This window comes from Roseivivax sp. THAF30 (genome assembly GCF_009363575.1).
Lineage (GTDB): Bacteria > Pseudomonadota > Alphaproteobacteria > Rhodobacterales > Rhodobacteraceae > Roseivivax > Roseivivax halotolerans.
Window position 1 is genome coordinate 2310109 of the sequence record NZ_CP045389.1, and the last position, 23080, is coordinate 2333188.

The window sequence follows — 23080 nt, forward strand, 5'->3', positions numbered from 1 at the left end:
AGTTCGGGACGGAGTGTGACAGCACGGGCGCCGGACGCAAGGCATCTCAAAGCGATTTGGGCATGCCTCGAAGCGCTTCTATATGGACGCCCGCAGGAGGCAGCGTGCCGATCTCGGTCGCGACATCGGTGGCATTGTGGTTGAACCAGAATCTCTCCGCCCCCGTCTCACGGATACGGACGCCTTCGGGCAAAACGCGCGTGTCGATCCCGGCGCGCAGGGCGAGATCCGCAATGAGCCGGTCGAGCGCGGCATCATCGCCCAAGCCGCCCATATACGTGACGGAACCTGCGCGCTGCGCGACGATCTGGCCATTCTCGGTCTGAAGAACCGGTTCGGCACTGCCTTCGAGCTCTTCGAGATACCCGACGATCCGACCGCCACCGTTCAACAAGACCGGCATGTCGGGCCGCAGGCTCTCTACCCGGCTGACCGTTACATCGAGACCGGGAAAATCGGGCGGCAGGGGAATGGGGATGGAGAATTCGCCATCGCGCGCGGCGCTGCGGGGACCGATCAGGATCTCGGCGCCGCTTGCCTCAAGCCGCGCTTTGAGATCCTCGGGCATGTGCATGAGGCCCGGAGCGAGGATCAGGCGGTAGCCGTCCAAAGCGCTTTGAGGAGCGACGATATCGACCGATAGCCCCGCCCGGCGCAGCGCCCGGTAATGATCGAGGACCAGCCCGAAATACGAAAGCCCTGCCCCGTGCGGTTGCACGTCCCAGGCCCAAGCCGCGTCGTAGTCGAAAAGAAGGGCAACCTCTGCCTGGCGCGGCGCGACGTCAGGTCGCTCGGCCAGCTCTTTCGCCACCTCGCACGCCTCGCCCATTGCTGGCGCATCGGCGCTGTCGGGCCGCAAAAGACCGCTATGCATCTGTTCTTGCGCGAAGGGCGCCTGCCGCCAGCGGAAATAACACACCGCCTCCGCCCCGTGCGCGAAAGCCTCCCAGGTCCAGAGGCGCACCATGCCCGGTAAGGGCGCGGGGTTGTAAGGCGCCCAGTTCACCGGGCCCGGTTGCTGCTCCATCACCCACCAGCGCCCGCGCCCGACCGCACGGTATAGGTCGTGGTGGAAGGCCTGGAAGTCCGGATCGCCCTGGCGCATGTAACGGCGCTGGATCTCTGGCGAAGCGCCCGCACGGTCTTCGAGAAACCCCAACGGATAGGAATCCCAGCTTGAGATATCGAGGTCCGCGCCGACGGCGAAATGGTCGAAGGCGATCTCGCGGCCCATGTAATTATGCGCGATGGGCGCCTCCGAATAGGTACGGATGATTTCGGTTTGCGCGCGGTTGAAGGCCACCACCTGATCGGACGAGAACCGCCGGAACGCGAGCGCATGGGCCGGGTTCGGTTCGGTCACGGTCAGGTTCGGCAGATCGATCTCGTCGAATGCGTCATACTCCATCGACCAGAAGACGTTGCCCCAGGCACGGTTCAGCGCGCTCGGCGATTGATAGCGCTGCGCGAGCCAGTCTCGAAATGCCTGCCGCGCCGCGTCCGAGTAGGAGATCACCGTATCGTGGCAGCCATATTCGTTGTCGGTCTGCCAAGCGGCAACATGCGGGTTTCGGCCATAGCGCTCTGCCATACGCGTCACGATGCGGCGGCATTCCTCGAGGTAGCCTTGGTGCGAAAAGCAGTAATGGCGGCGAGATCCAAAGCGCCTTGGACGTCCCTCTGCATCGACGGCGAGCATGTCGGGATGCTTCGAGAGCATCCAGCGCGGCGGCGTCGCGGTGGGTGTGCCGAGAACGACCTTGAGGCCTACCGCGCCCAAGATGTCGAGCGCCTCGTCGAGCCACTGCCAGTCGAACTGGCCCGGCTGCGGCTCGATCCGTTTCCAGGCGAACTCGCCGATCCGCACCCAGGTCAGGCCCGCCTCCGCCATGCGGCGGGCGTCCTCCTCCCAGATCTCGCGCGGCCAATGTTCGGGGTAGTAGCAAGTGCCGAGCGTGCGACGCATGGAGCCTCTCAAAGCGGTTTGGATGTCAGGCGGGAAGCGCGTCCCACGCGGAGACGATGCCGGCCGCACGGGTGGCGACATCCTCGGCCGAAGCGCCGGGCGTATAGATGCCGGTGCCGATGCCGAAGCCGGTGACGCCCGCGCTGCGCCAGGCGGAAAAGTCGTCCGGACCGACGCCGCCGACCGCGAAGGTCGGCACCTCGCGTGGCAGGACGGCCGACAGCGCCTTCAGCCCGTCCGTGCCGAGCTTGAAGGCGGGAAAGATCTTGAGCCCGTCCGCCCCGGCACGGATCGCGGCGAAGCATTCGCTCGCGGTGAATACGCCGGGATAGGACAGCATGCCGGCATCCTTGGTGGCCGCGATGACCTCGGGATTGCAATCGGGCGAGACGACCATGCGCGCGCCGATCGCCGCCAGACGATCCACGTCGGCAGGATCGAGGACCGTGCCCGCGCCGATCGTCGCCTCGCTGCCCAGCGCGTCCACCATGCGCGCGATGCTGTCGAAGGGCTCGGGCGAATTGAGCGGCACTTCGATCCGGTCGATCCCTGCCTCCAGAAGCGCGCGAGCGACCGGAACGGCATCTTCGGGGCTGATACCGCGCAGGATGGCGATGATATCGCGGCTCATGTGGTCGTCTCCTTCATGTCTGCGCGCGCGGCGACAAGGCCAGCAAGCGTGACCGCTTCGGCGTCGAGACGCTCGACCGCCGCGCCCTGCGCGCTCAAAGCGCTTTCATAGGCGCGCGACAGATCGCTCGCCCCGGCCAGAATGATGGGCTGGCCGAGCCAGTACGGCCGCGCGCCCGCGAGTTCGAGCCCGATCAAAAGACCGGAGAGCCGCGAGGCGGCGCGCGCGCCATCGAGACCGCGCAGCAATCCCTCGGCCCGGAGCCCGAAGAGATGGGCCGCGACACTGCCCGGCCGCGACATGGCGTCCGAGACGGCTTCGGAGAAGGCCTCCCCGTCCCAGCCCTCGCCGATGGAATGACGCAGAACCGAATTTGCCGAGAGAAGTGCGTAAAGCTCGCCCGTCATGAAGGTGCGAAAGCTCACCACCTCGCGCGCCGAGACCTGCACCCACTTGGTATGCGTGCCCGGCAGGCAGATCGTGCCGTCGAAGCCCGGGTTGGCAAGGAAGATGCCACGCAGCTGGGTCTCCTCGCCCCGCATCACGTCGGCGGGCTGTTCCTGCTTCAGACCCGGCAGAATCCGCACGTCGAGACGCGGATCGTGCACGAGCGCGCGCGTGGCCGCGGAAAGCCGGGGCGGCGCGGAGGGAACGCTGCGATACGGCGCCTCGGCCCAGCCCTGCCGCGAGCCGGCCATGCCGCAGACGATCACCGTGACGGGCCCGTGTCCGATCGCATCGCCGACGAGATCCAGAAGCGCGGGCTCGAACCCGTCGCGGGACAGCGCGTTCATGCCCCGGTCCGAGCTGCGCTTGTCCAGGATCGTGCCATCGGCCGCCATCAGCCAGGCGCGCAGGTTCGACGTGCCCCAATCGACCGCGATCCAGTCAAGTCCGTCCATCATCCGGTCACCACGACGCCGCCATCGACCACAAGCGCCTGCCCGGTCATCATTCGGCTCGCATCCGAGGCGAGAAACAGCATCGGGTTGACGATATCTGACGGGCCGAGATGCTCTTTCAGGCACTGCTTGGCGAGATGCGCCTCGAGCGCTTCGGGCTTGGCCCATTTGTCGAGTTGCTTCTGCGTCAGCACCCAGCCCGGCGCCAGCGCGTTGACCGCGATATTGTCGGGGCCAAATTCCCGCGCAAGGCTGCGGGTCATCCCGTTGATGCCGGAATTCGCGGTCGTGTAGGCGGGGTAGTCGGCATTGCCCATCATGTAGCTGATCGAGGTGAAATTCACGATACGCCCGCCACCGGCGGCCCGCATGCCGGGGATCACCGCCTGGCAGGCGAAAAAATAGGCCTTGAGATTGATCGCCTGCGCCCAGTCCCAGAAGTCTTCCGTTACCTCTTCGGTCTGGTGGCGCTGGTCGTTTGCGGCGTTGTTCACGAGAACGCGGATGGGGCCATGCGCGTCCGCGGCCCGGTCAACCGCGGCACGCAGGGCGGGAATGTCGGTGATGTCGCATTGAATGAAGAGCGGGCGATTGCCGGTTTCCTCTTCCATGCGGTCGACGAAGGCGCTGGCATCGGAACGGCCGACGAAGGCAACCTTCGCCCCTTGACGGAGCAGCCCTTCGGTGAGCGCCGCCCCGATGCCGGAGCCGCCGCCGGTGAGAAAAACGGATGCCCCGGCGAGATCGGGATAGGTGGGATTTTCGGTCATCAGTGGCTCTCCCGTGTGACTGGCCGTGTGTCCTTGCCGACGAGAAAGTCGAGATCGGCCCCTTGGTCGGCCTGAAGAACGTGGTCGATATAAAGCTTGGCGTATCCACGCGTGTAGCGGGGCGGTTCAGGGGCCCAATCCGCTCGGCGTGTGGCCAGTTCCACCTCGTCCACCAAGAGCTCAAGGATGCCGTCCCTGGCGCTGACCCGGATGCGATCGCCGGTTTTCACGAGGCCAAGCGGCCCGCCTGCCTGCGTCTCGGGGCTGACATGCAGGATGACGGTCCCGAAGGCGGTGCCCGACATCCGCGCATCGGAGACGCGGATCATGTCGCGCACCCCCTCCTTCACGAGCTTGGCAGGGATCGGCATGTTTCCGACCTCGGCCATGCCCGGATAGCCCTTCGGCCCGCAGCCCTTGAGTACCAGGATCGTCTCGGGCGTGACCGGAAGATCGTCCCTGTCGATATTGGCTTTCAGCTCCTCGATATTCTCGAAGACATAGGCCTCGCCCTCGTGTTCCAGGAGATGGTCCGACGCGGCAGAGGGTTTCACGATGGCCCCGTCCGGCGCGAGATTGCCGCGCAGGACACGCAAGCCGGCGGCGGGCTTTACCGGCGCATCGAAGGCGTGGATCACATCGCGGTCATGGCATTCCGCGCCGTCCGCATAGACCGAGATATCGCCGCCGAGGACCGTTTTCGCCGGTGCGAGAAGCCCCTGCCCTGCGAGTTCCGACAGGATCACCGGCATCCCGCCCGCGTAGCAGAAATCCTCCATCAGATACGTGCCTGACGGCATGCAATTGGCGAGCAGCGGCACATCGGTGCCGTCTTCGAAGTCTTTCAGTGTCAGGTCGACACCGACCCGGCCCGCGATGGCGAGAAGATGCACGACCGCGTTCGTCGACCCACCGACCGCCGCATTGGCGCGGATCGCGTTCAGGAACGCCTCCTTGGTCAGGATGTCCGAGGGTTTGAGATCCTCGTCCACCATCTCGACGATGCGCTTGCCGGTCAGATGCGCCAGCGCCTTGCGGCGTGCATCGACCGCGGGGAGCGCGGCGTTGGTCGGAAGGCTAAGGCCCATCGCCTCGCAGAGCGAGGCCATCGTCGAGGCCGTGCCCATCGTCATGCAGACGCCGACCGAGCGCGACATGCCCGACTCGGCGGCCATGAAATCCTGCAAGGTCATATCGCCCGCGCGCACCGCTTCGGAGAACTTCCACACATCGGTCCCGGAGCCGATGTCGCGGCCCTTCCACTTGCCGTTCAGCATCGGGCCCGAGGAGACGACGATGGAGGGCAGATCGACCGAGGCCGCGCCCATGATCTGACCCGGCGTGGTCTTGTCGCAGCCGCCCAAAAGCACGACCCCGTCGATCCCGTAGGCCCGGATCGATTCCTCCACATCCATCGACAGAAGGTTGCGGAACAGCATCGCGGTCGGCTTCATCTGCGTCTCGCCAAGGCTCATCACCGGGAACTCGACGGGGAAGCCGCCCGCCTCCCAGACACCGCGTTTGACCGCCTCGGCAAGATCGCGCAGACCGGCGTTGCAGGGCGTCAGCTCCGACCATGTGTTGCAGATGCCGATGACGGGGCGGCCGTCGAAGGCGTGATCGGGAAAGCCCTGGTTCTTCATCCAGGAGCGGTGAATGAACCCGTCCTTGTCGAGCTTGCCGTACCAGGCGGCGGAGCGTCGTGTCTTTGTCATCATGTCGTTCCTTCAGGCCGCTTTCGGCATCCGCGCGAAGGCCGGCAGCATGTCGCCATGCGCGGCCAGAAGATCGCTCACGAGCGCCCGGATCTGGCGCAGATCGAGCTCGGCCGCCGTGTGCGGATCCAACATCGCGGCGTGGTAGATGTGTTCGGCGTTCTCTTCGCTCAGGGCGCGGACCACAAGCTCCTGCACGTTGATCTGGCTCCGCATGAGCGCGACGAGCTGCGGCGGGATATCGTCGACCACCGTGGGCTGCACGCCGTTCGCGTCGACCATGCAGGGCACCTCGACCGCCGCGCCCATCGGCAATTGCGGCGCCTGCCCCCGGTTCGGCAGGTTGCCATAGATCGGGAACGGCGCATCGGTCACGACCGCGTTGATGATCTCGGCAGCAAACTCGTGGCTCTTCTCGAAGCTGATTTCCCCCGCGTCTCGGTAAGAGGCGGCCTGCGCGGACCAATCGGCCATCTGCTCCACGCAGCGCTTGGGGTATTCGTCGAGCGGGATCTGAAATGTCTCGATCAGATCCTCCCGGCCGGACTTGATGAACCACGGCACGTATTCGGCCAGATGCTCGGAGCTTTCGGTGCAGAAATAGCCCAGGTGCTCCATCACCTCGTAGCGCACCTTGTTCGGGCAGCGCGGCATCAGAAGCGGCGGCTTCGGCAGCCGGCCCGCGCGGTAGCCCTCGCCAAGGCGCGGATAGAGACTTTCGCCCCCGTGGGTGAGCTCGAGGAAGAATGCGACATGGTTCACGCCCGCGACACGGTAGCGGATCTCGTCTTTCGGCAGATCGAGGTCATGGGCCAGCTCCTCGACCGTGTTCTGCACGGAGTGACACAATCCCACCTGCTTGAGGTTCGGAAAACGCTCGGCCAGCGCCCAGGTGTTGATCGCCATCGGGTTCACGTATTGCAAAAGCAGCGCACCCGGACACAGCTCGGCCATGTCGGCGGCCACCGCCCAGAGATGCGGCACCGTGCGAAGGCCCCGCATTATCCCGCCAACGCCGAGGGTGTCGGCGATGGTCTGGCGCAGCCCGTAGCGTTTTGGGATGTCGAAATCGATGACGGTCGAGGGCTCGTAACCGCCGATCTGGAAGGCGGTGACGACGAAATCCGCGCCATCGAGCGCTTCGCGGCGGTCGAGCGTCGTCTCCACATGTGCGCTCCGGCCCGATGCGGCGATGAGCTTTCTCGCAACGAGCGCCGATTCCTCGAGACGGTGCGCGTCGATATCCATCAGTGCGAAGGTCACCCCGTCGAGCGCGGGGAAATGCAGGCAATCCCCGATGATGTTCTTCATGAAGATGGTCGAACCGGCGCCGATAAAGGCAATGCGCGTCATGGGTAGTCCTTATTTCACGGCTCCGAGCGTCAGCCCGGCGATGAAGTGGCGCTGCATGAGGAAGAACATCGCCACAGGCGGCAGTGCCGCGACGATGCTGCCCGCGCTCATCAGGTGGTAGGCGGCACGATATTGCGCGTTGAACGAGGTGATGCCGGCGGTGACGGGCTGGCTTTCCGCGCCTTGCGTCAGGACCACCGCCCAGAAGTAGTCGTTCCAGATGAAGGTGAAGACGAGCACCGACAGCGCCGCGATGGCAGGCTTCATCAGGGGCAGGACGATGAACCAGAAGATCCGCCATTCGGCGACGCCCTCGACCCGTGCGGCCTCGATCAACTCGAAGGGCAACGCGCGGATGAAGTTCCGCATGAACAGCGTGCAGAACCCCGTCTGGAAGGCGATGTGAAAGAGAACGAGCCCCGTCTTGGTGTTGTAGAGGTCCAGATCCAGCGTCAGGTCACGGACCGGCACCATCAGGATCTGGAACGGCACGAAGTTGCCAGCGACGAACATGAAAAAGATCCAGAGATTGCCGCGGAACTTGTAGACGCCAAGGGCAAAGCCCGTCATCGCCGAGAGCGCCACCGCCCCGATCACCGTGGGCACGGTGATGAGGACCGAATTCATCAGGTAGCGCGGCATATCGCTCTCGAAGAAGACCTTGCCGTAATTGGCGAAGCCTTCGAACTCCGCGGGCCAGCCCCAGTAATTGCCGCTGGTGAAATCCGTGTCCGGTTTGATCGAGAAGATCGCGACCGCGATCAGCGGCGCAAGCCACAGAAGAAGCGCCACCGGAATGAGCGACTGGTAGGTGATCTGCGCGGCGCGCGGCTGGGTTTCGATGGGTCTTGGAAACATCGCTCAGTGCCCCCGTTCCTGCCGCCACATCGACCACAGGAAGTAGGCGATGAAGACCAGCATGATGAGGAACAGAACGACCGCGATCGCCGCGCCGTAGCCCATGCGGAAGCCGTATTCCGAAAGCGCCTTCTCGAACATGTAGAAGGACAGAACGCGGGTGGAGCCGAAGGGTCCGCCATTGGTCATGATCGAGATGAGATCGAAGGAGCGCAACGCGCCGATGATCGTGACCACGAAGGCGATGAAGGTCGCGGGGCGCAGCTGCGGCAGGATCACATGCCAGAGCATCCGCAAGCCCTTGGCTCCGTCGAGACGCGCGGCCTCGATCTGTTCGGGGTCCACGGCGTTGAGGCCAGTGAGATAGAGGATCATGCAATAGGCGATCTGCGGCCAGAGGCCCGCGATGATGATGCCGTAGGTGGCGAGCGTCGGATCACCGAGCACGTTGATCGGCGAGAGACCGATGCCTTCGAGAAGCGTGTTCAGAAGCCCGAAGGTCGGATCGTAGAACCAGGTGAAGACGAGGCCCACGACCACCTGGGAGATCACGAAGGGAAAGAAGAAGAGCGATTTGTAGATGCGGATACCCGCGACCGTCTGGTTGAGAAAGAGCGCGATGAACAGCCCGCCCGGAATGGCCAGAAGGTAGAGGACCAGCCATTTGAGGTTGTTCCAGAGCGAGACCTCGAAGGCGCGGTCGGTCGAAAGCTCCTGGTAATTGGCAAGGCCGACGAATTCCGGCTCGCCCAGACCGTCCCAGCGGAAGAAACTGATCTGGAAGCTCTGCAGGATCGGCAGGATCACGTAGGCGATGAAGAAGATCGCGCCGGGCAGAAGGAACAGAAGCGGCGCGAGCGTCATCCGGTTGCGCCGGATCCAGCCCGGCCCGCCCTCGTCGGCATGCGTGTCTGGCAGCGTTGCGGTGGTCATCCGCCTCTCCTCACGGGGGGTCAGCCTTTGGGCAGGGCGCGCGGGTAGCCCGCGCACCCCCGAAGGATCAGTAGATCCGCTGGCGCGCCTGCTCGAGGCGGCCGAGGATATCCTCGAGGTTGTCCGGGAACACCATGAATTCCTGGAACCCCTCCATCGCGACCGAGGCCATCTCGGCCGGCGCGTCACGGTCGAAGAACTGTGCGATGCCGCCCGGCGCGTTCGAGGACAGCATCTCGAACCCCTGGTTCAGCATCTCGTCATCGTCGACCGAGCTTTGCGAATTGACCGGAAGCTGACCCAGCCCGTCGCCCGAGTTGATCTGCGTCTGGTTCTCGGCGGAGACCACGAAGCGCAGGAATTCGCGCGCCGCTTCCTTGTTCTCGGCCCCGGACGGGATGTGGAACGTGTCGGTCGGCGCGTCTTCGGCCAGCTCCACGTCCGGGTTGATCGCAGGGAACTGGTAGAAGTCGAGCTGGTCGTCCGAAAGGCCCGCCTCGCGCATCGGCGCGACAGCGAAGTTGCCCATGAGGTAGGCTGCGGCCTCACCGTTCACCATGAAGGGCAGCGCCTCCTGCCAGCTATAGGATTGGTGATTGTCGATGAACGCGCCCATGTCGATCAGTTCGCGCCAGTTGGCAAAGGTCTGGCGCACGCGCTCGTCGGTCCATTCCACCTCACCTTGCGTGAGCTGCATATGGAAGTCGTAGCCATTGGTCCGCATGTTGAGATAGTCGAACCAGCCGGCAGCGGTCCAAAGGAACTTGGTTCCGATGGTGAAGCACTTCATGCCTGAATCGAGCATCGTCTGGCAGTTCGACTTGAAGGTTTCCCAGTCCTGCGGCTCTTCGAGGCCGAGCTCTTCGTAGATGTCCTCGCGGTAATAGACGCCCCACTGATAGTAGGTGTAGGGCACGCCCCATTGCTTGCCGTCCAAGGTCAGCGCGCCCTTCGTGGAGGCGAGATTGTCGGCGATCTCGGGCTCGGCCCAAAGATCGGAGACGTCCTCGAACAGCCCCGCATCGACATAGGGCGCCATGCGGTTCGCAGCGTACCAGTTGGCGACATCCGGCGGGTTCGCGGTCAGGAAGTTGCGGATCTGGGTCTTGTAGGCTTCGCGGTCGATGATCGTGAGTTCGATCTCGAGATCGGGATGCATCTCACCGAACCGCGCCGCCATGTCCTCCATCACGGCGCGCGGAGCAGGGTTCGACATATCCGAGAAAATGGTGAGCGTGCCCGACAGCTCGCTGTCCTGGGCATGGACCGCGCCTGCGGCCAGCGACAGCGCGGCCGCCGCGGTGAGTGTCGTCCTGAGCATGAAGTCCTCCCTTGAGCTTCAGGGACTGGGTTCCATTATTTGAAACTTTAGTCCAACTATTGAAACTATGCGGGAAGCCTCGTAAGAATGTCAACACGTCCCGCGACGGGACGCCGGGGAGGAGGCCCTGCAAGATGAACGACATGGGCACGCGCAGCGGCGATGGCACTGTGGGAAAGGCGCTTGACGTGCTGGACCAAGTCGCGGGACATGGTCGCCCGATGCGGTTCGCCGAAGTGCTGGCGGCATCGCCCCTGCCCAAGGCCACGCTCTACCGTCTGCTGCAAACGCTTGTGAACCAGGGCATGCTGCGTCTCGACGCCGAGACCGGCGCCTATTCGCCGGGGCTGAGGCTCGTGCGGCTGGCGCACATGGCCTGGGCCCGGTCGTCGCTCGCACCCATCGCGCGGCCCTTTCTCGACGAGCTCTCCAAGGATGTCTGCGAGACGATCCACCTCGCGCAGCTCGACCAGGGCCAGGTGCTCTATGTGGACAAGCGCAATGCGCGCCAGCCGATCGAGATGTTCTCGGGCGCGGGCAAGGTCGGGCCGGGATATTGCACCGGCGTCGGCAAGGCGATGCTGGCCCATCTGCCCGATGAGGAGCGCGCGGCCGCCCTGCCCCTCCAGGCCTTCCACGCCCATACAGGCCACACGATCACCAGCGCCGAGGCGCTCGAGGCCGAGCTCGCGGAAATTCGCGCCGCCGGTATCGCCTTCGACCGCGAAGAGCACGAGCCCGGCATCATCTGCATCGCCGCCCCGATCCTGTCCCCCGGCGGCCGTGTCATGGGCGCGCTTTCGATAACCACCTCCACCGACCGGCGCAGCCTCGAGGATCTGGCGACGCTGAAACCCCGCATAATCGCGACCGCCGCGCGAATCGCCGAGGCCGCCTCGGCCTGGCAATTCCCCGACCGGACCGAGACCTGACAGGAAAGGAGACCGCCATGAGCGGCGTCACGCTTGAAAAGGCCGTCAAGAAATACGGCGAAGTGCAGGTCATTCACGGGCTGGACCTCGAAATCGCGGAGGGCGAGTTCTGCGTCTTCGTCGGCCCCTCGGGCTGCGGCAAGTCAACGCTGTTGCGGATGATCGCCGGGCTTGAGGAGACGAGCGGCGGCAAGATCCATATCGGCGCGCGGGACGTGACCCGCGTCGATCCCTCGGACCGGGGTGTCGCGATGGTGTTCCAGACCTACGCGCTCTATCCGCACATGACCGTCGAGGAAAACATGGGCTTCGGGCTGCGGATGACCGGTCATCCCAAGGCCGAGATCCGTGAAAAAGTGAGCGAGGCCGCGCGTATCCTCAAGCTCGAGGATTACCTCAAGCGTAAGCCAAAGGCGCTTTCGGGCGGGCAGCGCCAGCGCGTCGCCATCGGCCGCGCCATCGTGCGCGGTCCCGAGGTATTCCTTTTCGACGAGCCGCTCTCCAACCTCGATGCGGAGCTGCGCGTCGATATGCGGGTGGAGATCGCGCGCCTGCACAAGGAGATCGGCGCGACGATGATCTATGTCACGCACGACCAGGTCGAGGCGATGACGCTCGCCGACAAGATCGTGGTGCTGCGCGCAGGGCATATCGAGCAGGTCGGCAATCCGATGCATCTTTACAACGACCCCGACAACCGCTTCGTCGCGGGGTTCATCGGCTCGCCCTCGATGAACTTTCTCGAAGGCACCGTGAGCGGCGGAAAGGTTCATTGCCCGCTCTTGGGCGAGACGGCAATGGACGCCCATGTCGCCCTGCCCTCCGAAGGCTCCCGCGTGCTGGTGGGGCTTCGTCCGCAGGTTCTGTCGGTGGAGGAAGGACCCTCGCCGCTCAAGCTCGATATCCGAGAGCGCCTGGGCGGGGTCGCCTATGACTACCTCGTGGGCGGCAAGGACGCCCGGATCGTAGTGGAGACCCGCGCGGACGAGGAAATCCCCGAAGGCACCGAGGTGCGGCTGGTCTTCGATCCAGTCGACGCGATGTTCTTCGATGGCGAGACCGAGGCGCGACTGCGCTAGCGGGCGAGCCCCTCGAACCAGTCGAGCGCCATCGGCGCCCAGCCCGGCGGAATGCCGTGCCCGCCATCGTAGAGCGCGAAGTCGAGCCGCCCGGCTTCGCAGTCCGTCCAGCTTTTGCGCCAGAAGGTCTCGTCGGCCGAGAAATCGTTCGCCTGAAGACGGCAGCCATTGGTCTCGCGCCAGATCCGCATCGCGTCCCAGACATCGCCCTGCACGACCGCGCCGTCGGCCTGTGGGCTGTCGCCCCTGAGAAGCCGTCCTTCGAGCGGCACTGTCCCATCGCGCCAGCCATGCGTGTGAAAGAGCGCCACCGGCCCTGCGCATTCCGCCGGGTGCGGCCGCCAGAAACTGCCCGCGACGGGCGCATAGGCCGCGAACGCCCCTGGCGTGGCGCAGGCAAGATACGAGACCATCGAGCCGCCGATGGAAAAGCCCGCCAGCAGCATCGCATCCGCATCGAGGTCGAACCGCGCCGCCGCGTCGTCCCGCACCTCGGCGAGGAAGGCGACCTCGTCGCGGGGACCGGGCCGTTCGGGCTGGAAACCCCAGGTGCGCCCGTTCCGCCCCTCTCGCGGCACACCATCGGGTGCGATCACCGCGTAGCCCCGCGAGGTCGCCTCCTCGATGATGCCGCGCATGGTTAGCGTGCCTTCGCCGCTCGATCCCCAGCCATGCAGGAAGACGAGCGCAGGCGCGCCGGCGGCTTCTTCGGGCAGTTCGATGTGATAGGTGCCGCCTTCGGTCTCGCAGGGCCCCTCCTCGGTGCCGCAAGCGGCATGGAGGCTTGCAGGAAGCAGGCAGGCGGCGAGGATCGCGAAAGAGCGCAGCATGACGAGTCCCCGATCAGGTCCGGCAGCCGAAACATTCCGGCTGCAGGGGAAGGTAGAGCGGCGCCTTTACTCAGACAGCGGCGCAGCGGAGGCGAATTGCGGGATCGTGTTGCCCGACGCGCCATCGGGCTCGATGCCCGGCCAGTTGCCCTCGGCGAGATCGATGTTTCCGGGAATGTCCTCTTCCCAGAAGCTCACCACATTCTCGGTGATGTTGAGGTAAAGCTCGTCGTCCACGATCCGCCACAGATACGGATTTCCCGGCACCTTGCCGCCCTTCGCAACGCCGTAGGCACAATGCCCGTCATATTGCGGCACAAAGGCTTCGGGGTCGGCAAGGAACCTCTCGCGGTTCTCCTCTGACGAGAAGGCAAAGGTCGCTCCGTTATGCTCGGCGGTGAGGCTCGCGCGTCCGGGAACCGGGTCGGGCTGCGCCTCGCCCACAGCGCTCTGCGGCAGGTCGAAATAGGCCACGACGTCGTAACCGGAGACGGCAAAGCCGGTCTCGTCGACATATTGCTCACCGGCGAACGCGGTCGCCGGCAGGAGGGCCGCAAAGGTCAAGGCTAAGGATGTCGTACGCATCAAATCATCTTTCCTGTTGGGTCGATGATCCGATGGTGCACCCGAAGCAGCCGCTGCGTCAGCCCGCCTCCGCGCTTCGTGAGGATACGTGCGCGGCGCCCTGCGATTGTTACAGGAAAGGGCCTTTTTTACTCGGCGGCGATCAATACGGGCTCTTCTTCGGCGAGCGCAGATTTCAGACGGGCGCGCTCCGCACGGGCACGGGTCTGCACGCGCGGCTCGCGGAGCGAGAGCGGCGTCTCAAGTCGCAGCGCCGCAACGCCAAGCTCGTCGACCTTGAGCGAGGACGCCCAGGACAGAACCGGCGCAAGAGCGAGGCTGGTCGCCACCGGCAGAAGCCAGAGCGACAAAAGCCCCGCGGCCATCCCGTAGACCATGCCCGCACCGAGCACCGTCTCTAGCCAGTGGAAGCGCAGCACCGTCGACCAGTCGTAATGCGTTGTGCCGCGCGATTGCGGCGTCCAGGCGTTCGGTTTGCCCAGAAGCGCGCGCATGACGGCTTGCGTCTGCTGCACCATGAGGATCGGCGCATAGAGGATCGCGAGCCCGATTTCGACGGCGGTCGTCGCCACGAAGCGTCCGGTGCCGCCATAGAGCTTCACCACGCCCCGCGAGGCTGCCAGAAGTCCGGCGGCGACGATCTTCGGCAGAAGCAGCATCGTGTAGATGAAGACAAGGAACCACACACCGTCAATCTGGCTGACCTGCGGCCAGACGGGGTGGAAGGGGTTCGAGGGCGAGAAGTAGCTCACCGGATCCTTCGTCAGCGGCAGGAACGCCGACCAGACGACGAGAAGCACGAACCAGGCGGGCGAAAGAAGATAGGCGAACGCCCCCTGCAAGAGGTGAAAGCGCGAGATCGGGTGGAAACCGCGCGCACCCAGGATACGCAGATGCTGCAGGTTGCCCTGACACCAGCGCCGGTCCCGGATGACGTAATCGATTAGAGAAGACGGCGTCTCCTCGAACGAGCCGCCCAGCCGCGGCAGGAAGCGGACGGCCCAGCCCGCGCGGCGCAACATCCCGGCTTCGACGAAATCGTGGCTCAGGATGAGCTGATCCTGACCGCCGCGCCCTTTCAGATGTGGAAGCTGCGCGCTGTCTGCGAAGGCACGGGTGCGAATAATGGCATTGTGCCCCCAGTAATTGCCTTCGCTCTGCGACCAGAGGGCAAGTCCTTCGGCCAGGAGCCAACCATAGACCGAGGTTGCGAATTGCTGCATCCGGCCGAAAAGCGTCTCGGCGGAGATAAGGACCGGGAAGGATTGAATGAGGCCGGCGCTTGGATCGCGCGACAAGGCGTCCGAAAGCTGACGGATGCCCGCGCCTGTCATCAGGCTGTCCGCGTCAAGGACGATCATCGCATCCCACGCGGCTCCGTATTCGGTGATCCACCCGTTGATATTGCCGACCTTCTTGTCGGTGTTAACTTCGCGGCGGCGGTAGAAGACGGGAATCTCACGGCCGATTTCGGCGCGCAGGTGACGGATGGCGCGCGCTTCGTCCTCGGCGATCTGAGGATCCTGCGTGTCCGAAAGAATGAAGAAGGCGTAATCGTCGGACCGGCGCCCTTGCTCGAGTTCCCGCCGCATGGCCGCGACGTTGCCCATCACGTCGGAGGGATTCTCGTTATAGACAGGGACCAGAAGCGCGATGCGCTGAGCCGCACCGCGTGCCCGCCGCTCGGCCCGCTTGCCGAGGATGAGCCGCAGGACAGCGAGCAGCACCGCCGACACCGACAGCGACACCCATACGAAGGTGAGACCGATCAGGAGGGTGACAAGCCCTTCCTGGAACGTGAACCCGGTCAGACCGAACCAGTTCACGATCCCGACGACCAGAGACAGCGTGATCAGGAGCGCCGGACCGAACGCCCCGACACGCCACGCGATATCGCGCATCGTCCAGCGTCCGGGATGACGCTCCGGCGTCGGGCAAGTCCCGAAGCTCTGCTTTCGCATCGCCAAAGGCGTGCGCGGAGGCATCATTGACGCGTAGTCGCTGTTCATTCCGTCCATCGGTAGAGCCAGACCTCAGAGAGGGGAGCATTGGGAGTTCTGAGCTGCGCACGCATCTCGCTCACCTCCGCATCACCCGGTTGAAACTTGAAACCAAGCCTCAAACCGCCTGTCTCGGGGTTTCGTTCCACGATCGGGGCGACGATCTCCCCCTGGGAGGCCCTGACCAGCGGAATAATGCTGTCCGGGTCGGTAAGTGCACCATTTTCAGGCGCAAAATCGATGGTGAAGCGCAAACCGCCGCCACGATCGTCACCCGCTCGCGTGTTCAAAACGCGCAGACCCTTGCCGTATTCGGCCCGCGAACTCCACGTCATGTTGTAGGAAAAAGCGCGCGACTGGCCGGACTCGAGCGGGGTGCGCGGTCGCCAATAGGCGACGATATTGTCATAGATTTCGTCATCGGTCGGGATCTCGACAAGCGTCACCTCGCCCACGCCCCACCCCTCGCCGGGTTTGATCCAAAGCGAAGGGCGACGGTGGTAGAGCGCCTGGAGATCCGCGAAATCTTCGAAGTTCCGGGCCCGCTGCATGAGGCCGAAACCGCGCGGGTTCTCATCCTGGAAACCGCTGACCTGAAGCGTTCTGGGGTTCGCGAGCGGCCGCCAGATCGTCTCGCCGCCGCCACTCAACATCAAGAGCCCGTCGGAATCGTGGACCGCGGAGCGGAAATCCGAGAACCGGTGCCGGTTCGTCTCGTCGAACTGGAACATGCTGGTGAGCGCGCCGATGCCGAAATGCGTCAGGCGGTCGCGGGCGAAGATCTCGGCCTCGACCCGCATCTCGAGCGCATCTCCGGGCTGGATGGTGAACTTGTAGGCGCCGGTCGCCGACGGGCTGTCGAGCAGCGCATGGATGATGATTTCGTCCGATCCGGCCGCGGGGCGTTCGAGCCAGAAGCGCCGGAACTCGGGGAATTCCTCTCCCGACGGCTCTGCGGTGTCGATGGCAAGGCCGCGCGCGGATATTCCGTAGATCTGCCCCGCGCCGATGCCGCGGAAATAGCTCGCGCCCTGGAAAACCGCGAATTCTGTGAAGATGCCCTGCTGTTCGAGCTCGGCGCGCAGGCGAAAGCCCGAATAGCCGAGCGTCTCGTCGACCGGCAGGTCGGGGAATTGATCGGTCTTGTCGAAGACATCGAGCGAGAACAGAACCGGGCGCGCTTCCTGGCCCTCGATCACGTCGATGCGGATCGGTGTCGGGAAATAGAGGCCGGGCGCGAAGACATCCACGCGGACCGGCGTATCCTCGACATTTTCCCACAGCGCGTTGCGAGGATCGAACCAGATCGACCGGTATTGATCGTAGCTGAGGTCGGTCCAGGCATCGGGGATGCGCTGCGGCTCGGAATAGGGCTGCGCGGCAAGATCGGCGGCCAGAGTGCGAACTTCGCTTTCGGAGAAGGGCGCGGGATCGCCAAGTTGAAGGCCGGGTTCACTGGCCTCCGGCGCGGGTGCCGCCCCTTCCCCGTCCTGAGCCACGGCGCGCGTCGCCAAAAGCCCCATCAATCCTGCAAGTACGTCTCGTCTCAGCATTGTCATCTCACTTCTTGCGCCGCCAGGGCTCGGCCTTGAACCAGCCGACGCCGTAGGCCGTTGCCGCCAGGATGGCGATACCGGCCGCGTTGATCGCGAACATGGAGACCGCATCGCGCGATACAAGGTCGAGGGCGACCCCCATGAGGCGAGCGAGGAACATCGACGTGATGAAAACGGCGAGCGATTGCTGACCGACCTTCATGATAACGGCGAGAACCCGCCGCCAGATCTCGGGCCCGATACCGGGGCGGCCCGAGGGCTGCAACCGTGCGCCGCGCGCACCCGCCGCAACCCAGGCAAGATAGGCGAGCGAGAGGAAATGCACGTAACGCAGAAAGCCGAAATCGGTCTTCGCGATCAAGAGGGCGTAATCAGAGCGCCACTCGCGAATGAACGGCACTTCGCCGATGATCCGGAACCAGGCGAAGGGCACGATGGTCAGCACGATCACCGCCGCCAGGATCACGAGGCGTCGGTCGACCGGCGGCGCGGGCAGCCAGCCCGACATGAAGGCAAAGCCCGTGAAGAAGATGAGCTGCCAGCCGAAGGGATTGAAGAACCACTCGCGGTCCGACCACGGCTCCGCCGGGAAGGCCAAGACGTTTGCCTGCGCCAGAAGCCAGAGCGTGAGGATGAAGAGCGCGGCGAGCCCGCGATGCACGGTCGCCAGTGCGACGACGACGGGCATCATCGCAAGGATCACGAGGTACATCGGCAGGATGTCGAAATAGTTCGGCACATAGGTCAGCGTCATCAGGCCGACGAGGTTTGTCTCGGTGTCCTTGAAGAACGGGTGGAGATTGAGCTGGCCGACATAGTCGCGCTCGAAAAGGCCCGAGGCATTGAGCGCGGCCATCGTCACCGCGATGGCGAAGAAGAGCCCGATATGAGCCCAGTAGACCTGCCAGCACCGAAACGCGACGCGCGCCGCGCCCATGAGCCAGCTCTGGTCCCGGAATACTTTTCCGAAGGCAATGGCCGAGGCCATGCCCGAGCAGAAGACGAAGATCTCGGTCGCGTCGGAAAACCCGAACCGCGCGGGTATCCAGAGACCCCAAGCATTTCCGGGGACATGGGCGATGAGGATGATGAACATCGCGATGCCTCGGAAGAAGTCGAGGCGAGGATCGCGGCTTGTTACTGTCCGCGCGCCAAGCGCGGTGGTGGTGCGGGGCGGTTCGGTCGTCTGGGCCGTCACGGGCATCTCGGCATCGGTCATAACCGCGTGATCTCTCTGCCGATCACTGGGCGGCGTAAAGTGCTGCGTTGCGGCGAGCCTCGGCGATGGCGGAAAACCGCGTATCGGCGAACCGGTCGCGATGCTCGGCGCGAAGGGCGGTCCGCTCTGTCAGAATGGCTTCCGTCCGGGCAAGTTCGCCAGCGCGCAAACCGGCGTCGATACAGATCCGTTCGAAGATGTCGCGCTGCGCGTGGCTGCCCCCGATCGTCTGCATGTGTGCGCGGGCATGGCTCAGCATCTCGAAGGCGACCTCGTACCGGCCCTCGCCGAAGGCTTCGAGCCCGCGTGCCGCCGCTTCGCCGGGATGGGCCGCGATACGGCCGGGCTCGGTGCGCGCCCTGCCCGAAGACGCGATCCGCGCGGTGAGGCGATTTGCGCTATCCCGCCGACCGTTGCTCGCGAGCGCAAGCATGTAGTGCAGATCCGCAAAGACGAGGCAGCCATCGGTCAGCCGCGTCTCGGAGAGTTCGGCCAGCTCGTCCCAGCGGTCGCCGCAGGCCACGCCCTCGAGCTCGAGCCGCATCAAGAGCGAGGTCGCGTTCGAGATGTCGCGGTAATCGTCCGTCTTCTCTTCGCGGATCTTGCCGTCGTAGAGCGCGAGCACCGTATCCGTCTCGCCCCGGTCGAGATGCAGGAGCGCCTTGTGCCACCAGACATGGAAGCGGAAGTTGTTGCAGTGGTCCCAGGCCGCCTCGTTCGCATCGAGAAGTGCGATCCCGGCATCGCTGCGATGAGTCATATCATAGACATGCGCGACGGCGTGCAGGCCCCAGGCATCGTCGGGCGCGACCTCAAGCGCCGCCCGCCCGGCGCCTTCTGCGGCATCGTAGTCGCCGGTCTCCTCGAGCGCGAAGGCATGACAGCCGAGCGTGTAGCCTCGGAGCGGGTGATCCGCGCCATGCGCTGCGAGGGTATGTTCAACGGACAGGCGCATGCCGCGCGCATCCCCGAGAACGAAGCGGATCGCGTGACAGACCTTCATGGTCAGCGTGTCTGCGGGATTGCGGGCCAGAACTGTCTCGAGGTGAAACACCGCCCCCGAGGGATGCCCCGAAAGCCAGGCCTCGAGCGCGGCGAGCCAGGCGGCCGCGCGCTGCGTGTCGTCTCCGCCCTCGACAGCCGCCCGCGCCCGCAGCGCCGCGTCCCGCGCCGCCTCCGTCATCTCGGACCTGCCCATGAGCATACAGAAGAGCCCTTTGGCCGCGTGGGGCAAGGCGGCATCCGGCGCGCCCTCCAGGACTCGCGCGAGATGATCGGGTGCCGCCGCGCCATGCGCGAGGAACGCGCGGATCATCGCGTTCCAGGCATCGAGCGCCGTGGCATCCCGGATCGCGATTTCGGAGCAGCATATATCGAACGTCATGGGGAAACCCCTGAGATTGGAGTGCGGAACTCCTCTTAGTGGTGACATAGAACGGCGTCATAAAATGTCGCACCGGCGCTTTTGCGCGCGTTTGTGAACAGCCGTCAGGGATGTTTCAGCGCGCGCCACGCGCGCCGATAGCACGTCGCAGAATGTCGCTCAGCGCCGCGTCATGCTCTCCGAGACGGGGCGGCGCCTGCCTGTAGGAGACCGGCGTGCGAGAGAATTTCAACGGATTTCCAAGAAGTTGCACATTGCCCTTCACGCTGTCGTCCCGCTGCATGGTGATCACCGCCCCGCGCGCACCGGCTTGATCCGAACTCAGCGCTTGCCGCACCGTATGGATCGGACCCGCTGGAACACCGACATTGGACAGCCGCTCAAGAATGTCGCGCGTATCCCGCTTAATGAGCAGTTCTGAAATAATCGGCGTCAGCGCGTCGCGATGGGAGAGACGCGAGGAATTCGTTGCGAACCGCTCGTCAGCAGCCGTCTCAGCGGCATCCAGCGCCTCGCAGAAGCGGCGGAACTGCGCGTCATTTCCGACAGCGAGGATGACATGCCCGTCGGCTGTCTCGAACACATCATAGGGGCAGATATTCGGGTGAGCATTGCCGCGCCGGACCGGATCCTTCCCGGAGGTGAGGTAATTCGTACCCTCGTTGATGAGCCAGGCCATCTGTGCATCGACGAGCGCAAGGTCGATATGCTGTCCCTCGCCTGTCGCGTCGCGATGCCTCAGCGCCGACAGGATGCCGATCGCGGCATACATCCCGCACATCACGTCCGCGATGCCGACGCCCACCTTCATCGGGGGGCCATCCGGCGCACCGGTGAGCGACATGATCCCGCCATAGCCTTGCGCCATCAGATCGTAGCCCGCGAGATGCGCGTTGGGACCGGTCTGCCCGAACCCCGAGATCGAGCAATAGACAAGGCCCGGATGCGCCGCCAGCATCGTCTCGTGATCGAGGCCGTATTTCGCGAGACCGCCGGGTTTGAAATTCTCGATGACCACGTCCGCGGCCGCCGCGATCTCGCGCACGAGCGCCACGCCCTCCGTTGTCGAAATATCCGCGGTGACGGAGAACTTGTTGCGGTTCGCGGCCATGAAATAGGCGGAAAGATCACTCTCTTCGTCCGTCGTCTCGGCATAGGGCGGCCCCCAGGCGCGGGTATCGTCACCGCCGGATTTGGGGTTTTCAATCTTGATGACCGTCGCGCCGAGATCCCCCATGAGCTGCGTCGCGGTCGGCCCGGCAAGGATGCGCGAGAGATCGCAGATAACGAGACCGGCGAGCGGACCCTTGGGCTCAGATGCGTCCGTCATAGACTCTCCGGTCAATCTCCGCGGCGATAAGGGTAAAGGTATCGGCCTTCAGCGCTTCGGCGAGCGCGGCTTCCAGCCCGTCGCGCGACGAGACCTGCACGCCCTGCCCGCCCATGGCCCGCGCGAGGCCGGGGAAGTTCGTGCCCGCGAAATCGACACCGGCATTGGGCAGCTGGCGCTGGCGCTGCTTCATCTCGATCAGCGCAAGCGAGCGGTCGACGAACACGACGAAGATCGGCCGCACGCGAAGGTCCGCCGCGGTGGCAAGCTCTCCCGCGACCATGAGGAAGCCCGCATCGCCCGAGAAGGAGACGACCGGCACGTCGGGCGCTGCCAGCGACAGGCCGATAGCGAGCGGCACGGCGCAGCCCATCGTGCATAGCCCGGAAGATTGCACGAGACCGCGCGGGGCGTAGGTCGTCCACATCTGGCTGAGAAGTATGCGATGCGCGCCGCTATCCGCGGTGGCGCGGGTGGTCTCGGGCAGAACCTGGCGGCACGTCTCGATCACGACGCCAGGGCCCCAGTCCGGCTCCGGCGCGAAAGCCTGCGACAGCGCCGCCTTCGTTTCGGCGATCCGATCGCCCCAGCCGGAGGCGCGGCCTGCGCCTTCGGTCAGCGCATCGAGGCTCGGGCCGACCCCGCCGACCACGTTCACGCTGCCCTGGTGCATGTAATGCAGGTTTGGAGCGGCGGAGATGTCGATCACGCTCTGGCTGCCCGGATCCACCGCATCCTGCCAGCCGGTCCGCATCTCGATCGGATCGTAGCCCGCGAGGATGACCACGTCCGCCCCCGCGACAAGCGGCAGAAGGTGCTTGTCCGCCTTGGGTGAGAGGCCTGCGCCGCCGAGTGAGAGCTCATGCGCCTCCGGGATTAGGCCCTTTCCCTTGTAGCTCGTGACGAGCGGCGCGCCGAGCGCCTCCACCGCGCGAAGGATGGCATCGCCCGCGCCTTCGTTCACCGCATCGACGCCTGCGACGATCAGCGGGCGCTTCGCCTCGGCGACGGCTTGCCGCGCGGCCTCGAACTCCGTGCTCGGCGCAGGGGCCACGGGCAGCGCAGGGCGGCGGCGCAAGGCAGGACGTGACTCGGCGGGCGCGTCGGCAACGGAGACCGGCACGTCGATATGCACCGGGCCCGGCCGCGCGTCGGTCGCAATCCTGACCGCCTTGTCCGCGATGACTTCCGCCGCACCGGCGCTGAAGGTGAAGCTCGCCTTGCAGACCGCTCCGAAAACGGCGCGCTGGTCGAGCACCTGGTGGGTGTAGCGTTCGGCCTCGTCGGCATCGATCGCGCCGGTGACGACGATCATCGGCACGCGGTCCTGCCGGGCATTCTCCACGACATTGATGGCGTTGAGCGCACCCGGTCCGACCGTCGCCAACAGAATGGCGGGCGCGCCGTCCACGTGATGCACGCCTTCCGCGATGAAACCGCCCGCATTTTCGTGCCGAACAAGGGTGAAGCCGAGGCCCGCCGCCTCGAAGGCGTCGAGCAGCGTCAGCACCTCGCCGCCGGGCATGCCGAAGACGTGCCGGCAGCCCGCATCGTAGAGGCGTCGAGCAAGGATATCGGCGGCGCGCGTTTTGGTCATGTCAGGGCCTTTCGCATCTGGCCGAACAAGACGGAAGCGGGGCGCGAAAGGCAAGCCGGGTCACGCGGCCTCACCGAAACGTGGCAAAGCGAAACCGCCGCCGGATCTCTCCGGCGGCG

Annotated in this window: 19 protein-coding genes; 2 read left to right on the forward strand and 17 right to left on the reverse strand. The window is 65.1% G+C overall.

Features of this window, described 5'->3' with window-relative positions; all coding sequences use genetic code 11:
* Positions 1 to 46: 46 nt before the first annotated feature.
* The 9 genes from FIU91_RS11220 to FIU91_RS11260 all read right to left on the reverse strand — a co-directional run bounded on the left by FIU91_RS11220 (position 47) and on the right by FIU91_RS11260 (position 10449).
* The gene (locus FIU91_RS11220) at positions 47 to 1966 is read right to left on the reverse strand and encodes a beta-galactosidase (RefSeq protein ID WP_152462509.1); all 1920 of its coding nucleotides are present in this window, start codon (positions 1964 to 1966) and stop codon (positions 47 to 49) included.
* 25 nt (positions 1967 to 1991) lie between these two features.
* Positions 1992 to 2597 (reverse strand): 2-dehydro-3-deoxy-6-phosphogalactonate aldolase, encoded by a 606-nt coding sequence (locus FIU91_RS11225; RefSeq protein WP_152462510.1) that lies wholly within the window; start codon positions 2595 to 2597, stop codon positions 1992 to 1994.
* Positions 2594 to 3499 (reverse strand): 2-dehydro-3-deoxygalactonokinase, encoded by a 906-nt coding sequence (locus FIU91_RS11230; RefSeq protein WP_371418287.1) that lies wholly within the window; start codon positions 3497 to 3499, stop codon positions 2594 to 2596. The genes FIU91_RS11225 and FIU91_RS11230 overlap by 4 nt, the downstream gene beginning before the upstream one ends.
* Entirely contained in the window at positions 3499 to 4269 is a 771-nt protein-coding gene (locus tag FIU91_RS11235; RefSeq protein ID WP_152462512.1) for an SDR family NAD(P)-dependent oxidoreductase, read from the reverse strand. Before FIU91_RS11235 ends, FIU91_RS11230 begins: the two co-directional genes overlap by 1 nt.
* Entirely contained in the window at positions 4269 to 5984 is a 1716-nt protein-coding gene (locus FIU91_RS11240) for an IlvD/Edd family dehydratase (RefSeq protein WP_152462513.1), read from the reverse strand. Before FIU91_RS11240 ends, FIU91_RS11235 begins: the two co-directional genes overlap by 1 nt.
* 12 nt (positions 5985 to 5996) lie before the next feature.
* A complete protein-coding gene (locus tag FIU91_RS11245) occupies positions 5997 to 7337 on the reverse strand; it encodes an alpha-glucosidase/alpha-galactosidase (RefSeq protein ID WP_152462514.1) in 1341 nt (446 codons plus the stop codon).
* A gap of 9 nt (positions 7338 to 7346) precedes the next feature.
* The gene (locus tag FIU91_RS11250) at positions 7347 to 8195 is read right to left on the reverse strand and encodes a carbohydrate ABC transporter permease (protein ID WP_152462515.1); all 849 of its coding nucleotides are present in this window, start codon (positions 8193 to 8195) and stop codon (positions 7347 to 7349) included.
* A 3-nt stretch (positions 8196 to 8198) separates the two neighbouring features.
* The gene (locus tag FIU91_RS11255) at positions 8199 to 9128 is read right to left on the reverse strand and encodes a carbohydrate ABC transporter permease (RefSeq protein ID WP_152462516.1); all 930 of its coding nucleotides are present in this window, start codon (positions 9126 to 9128) and stop codon (positions 8199 to 8201) included.
* A gap of 67 nt (positions 9129 to 9195) precedes the next feature.
* Positions 9196 to 10449, reverse strand: a complete 1254-nt coding sequence (locus tag FIU91_RS11260) for an ABC transporter substrate-binding protein (RefSeq protein WP_152462517.1) — start codon at positions 10447 to 10449, stop codon at positions 9196 to 9198.
* Between the two features lie 143 nt (positions 10450 to 10592).
* Here FIU91_RS11260 and FIU91_RS11265 point away from each other — a divergent pair, with 143 nt between their 5' ends.
* A complete protein-coding gene (locus tag FIU91_RS11265; RefSeq protein ID WP_152463720.1) occupies positions 10593 to 11381 on the forward strand; it encodes an IclR family transcriptional regulator in 789 nt (262 codons plus the stop codon).
* A gap of 17 nt (positions 11382 to 11398) precedes the next feature.
* The gene (locus FIU91_RS11270; RefSeq protein WP_152462518.1) at positions 11399 to 12460 is read left to right on the forward strand and encodes an ABC transporter ATP-binding protein; all 1062 of its coding nucleotides are present in this window, start codon (positions 11399 to 11401) and stop codon (positions 12458 to 12460) included.
* Here FIU91_RS11270 and FIU91_RS11275 read toward each other — a convergent pair.
* From FIU91_RS11275 to FIU91_RS11310, 8 genes are all read right to left on the reverse strand, one after another.
* Positions 12457 to 13290, reverse strand: coding sequence for a PHB depolymerase family esterase (locus tag FIU91_RS11275; protein ID WP_152462519.1), 834 nt, complete (start codon positions 13288 to 13290; stop codon positions 12457 to 12459). The genes FIU91_RS11270 and FIU91_RS11275 overlap by 4 nt on opposite strands.
* Before the next feature lie 66 nt (positions 13291 to 13356).
* On the reverse strand, positions 13357 to 13875 hold the full coding sequence (locus FIU91_RS11280; protein ID WP_152462520.1) for a YHS domain-containing (seleno)protein: 519 nt from the start codon (positions 13873 to 13875) through the stop codon (positions 13357 to 13359).
* A 128-nt stretch (positions 13876 to 14003) separates the two neighbouring features.
* A complete protein-coding gene (gene mdoH, locus FIU91_RS11285; RefSeq protein WP_093009946.1) occupies positions 14004 to 15884 on the reverse strand; it encodes a glucans biosynthesis glucosyltransferase MdoH in 1881 nt (626 codons plus the stop codon).
* The gene (locus tag FIU91_RS11290) at positions 15881 to 17428 is read right to left on the reverse strand and encodes a glucan biosynthesis protein (RefSeq protein WP_152462521.1); all 1548 of its coding nucleotides are present in this window, start codon (positions 17426 to 17428) and stop codon (positions 15881 to 15883) included. The genes mdoH and FIU91_RS11290 overlap by 4 nt, the downstream gene beginning before the upstream one ends.
* A gap of 7 nt (positions 17429 to 17435) precedes the next feature.
* Positions 17436 to 18650: an OpgC family protein gene (locus tag FIU91_RS11295; RefSeq protein WP_152462522.1), complete on the reverse strand. Its 1215-nt coding sequence runs from the start codon at positions 18648 to 18650 to the stop codon at positions 17436 to 17438.
* 22 nt (positions 18651 to 18672) lie between these two features.
* Complete coding sequence (locus FIU91_RS11300) at positions 18673 to 20034, reverse strand: tetratricopeptide repeat protein (RefSeq protein WP_152462523.1); 1362 nt, start codon at positions 20032 to 20034, stop codon at positions 18673 to 18675.
* Between the two features lie 115 nt (positions 20035 to 20149).
* Complete coding sequence (locus FIU91_RS11305) at positions 20150 to 21364, reverse strand: CaiB/BaiF CoA-transferase family protein (protein ID WP_152462524.1); 1215 nt, start codon at positions 21362 to 21364, stop codon at positions 20150 to 20152.
* Positions 21348 to 22961, reverse strand: a complete 1614-nt coding sequence (locus FIU91_RS11310) for a thiamine pyrophosphate-binding protein (protein WP_152462525.1) — start codon at positions 22959 to 22961, stop codon at positions 21348 to 21350. Before FIU91_RS11310 ends, FIU91_RS11305 begins: the two co-directional genes overlap by 17 nt.
* Positions 22962 to 23080: the final 119 nt, after the last annotated feature.

What these genes read in the sequence shown, in the direction of transcription:
- FIU91_RS11220 (WP_152462509.1), bottom strand. Translation starts at nt 1,966, where the DNA reads ATGCGTCGCACGCTCGGCACTTGCTACTACCCCGAACATTGGCCGCGC.
- FIU91_RS11225 (WP_152462510.1), bottom strand. Translation starts at nt 2,597, where the DNA reads ATGAGCCGCGATATCATCGCCATCCTGCGCGGTATCAGCCCCGAAGAT.
- FIU91_RS11230 (WP_371418287.1), bottom strand. Translation starts at nt 3,499, where the DNA reads ATGGACGGACTTGACTGGATCGCGGTCGATTGGGGCACGTCGAACCTG.
- FIU91_RS11235 (WP_152462512.1), bottom strand. Translation starts at nt 4,269, where the DNA reads ATGACCGAAAATCCCACCTATCCCGATCTCGCCGGGGCATCCGTTTTT.
- FIU91_RS11240 (WP_152462513.1), bottom strand. Translation starts at nt 5,984, where the DNA reads ATGACAAAGACACGACGCTCCGCCGCCTGGTACGGCAAGCTCGACAAG.
- FIU91_RS11245 (WP_152462514.1), bottom strand. Translation starts at nt 7,337, where the DNA reads ATGACGCGCATTGCCTTTATCGGCGCCGGTTCGACCATCTTCATGAAG.
- FIU91_RS11250 (WP_152462515.1), bottom strand. Translation starts at nt 8,195, where the DNA reads ATGTTTCCAAGACCCATCGAAACCCAGCCGCGCGCCGCGCAGATCACC.
- FIU91_RS11255 (WP_152462516.1), bottom strand. Translation starts at nt 9,128, where the DNA reads ATGACCACCGCAACGCTGCCAGACACGCATGCCGACGAGGGCGGGCCG.
- FIU91_RS11260 (WP_152462517.1), bottom strand. Translation starts at nt 10,449, where the DNA reads ATGCTCAGGACGACACTCACCGCGGCGGCCGCGCTGTCGCTGGCCGCA.
- FIU91_RS11265 (WP_152463720.1), top strand. Translation starts at nt 10,593, where the DNA reads ATGGGCACGCGCAGCGGCGATGGCACTGTGGGAAAGGCGCTTGACGTG.
- FIU91_RS11270 (WP_152462518.1), top strand. Translation starts at nt 11,399, where the DNA reads ATGAGCGGCGTCACGCTTGAAAAGGCCGTCAAGAAATACGGCGAAGTG.
- FIU91_RS11275 (WP_152462519.1), bottom strand. Translation starts at nt 13,290, where the DNA reads ATGCTGCGCTCTTTCGCGATCCTCGCCGCCTGCCTGCTTCCTGCAAGC.
- FIU91_RS11280 (WP_152462520.1), bottom strand. Translation starts at nt 13,875, where the DNA reads ATGCGTACGACATCCTTAGCCTTGACCTTTGCGGCCCTCCTGCCGGCG.
- mdoH (WP_093009946.1), bottom strand. Translation starts at nt 15,884, where the DNA reads ATGAACAGCGACTACGCGTCAATGATGCCTCCGCGCACGCCTTTGGCG.
- FIU91_RS11290 (WP_152462521.1), bottom strand. Translation starts at nt 17,428, where the DNA reads ATGCTGAGACGAGACGTACTTGCAGGATTGATGGGGCTTTTGGCGACG.
- FIU91_RS11295 (WP_152462522.1), bottom strand. Translation starts at nt 18,650, where the DNA reads ATGACCGATGCCGAGATGCCCGTGACGGCCCAGACGACCGAACCGCCC.
- FIU91_RS11300 (WP_152462523.1), bottom strand. Translation starts at nt 20,034, where the DNA reads ATGACGTTCGATATATGCTGCTCCGAAATCGCGATCCGGGATGCCACG.
- FIU91_RS11305 (WP_152462524.1), bottom strand. Translation starts at nt 21,364, where the DNA reads ATGACGGACGCATCTGAGCCCAAGGGTCCGCTCGCCGGTCTCGTTATC.
- FIU91_RS11310 (WP_152462525.1), bottom strand. Translation starts at nt 22,961, where the DNA reads ATGACCAAAACGCGCGCCGCCGATATCCTTGCTCGACGCCTCTACGAT.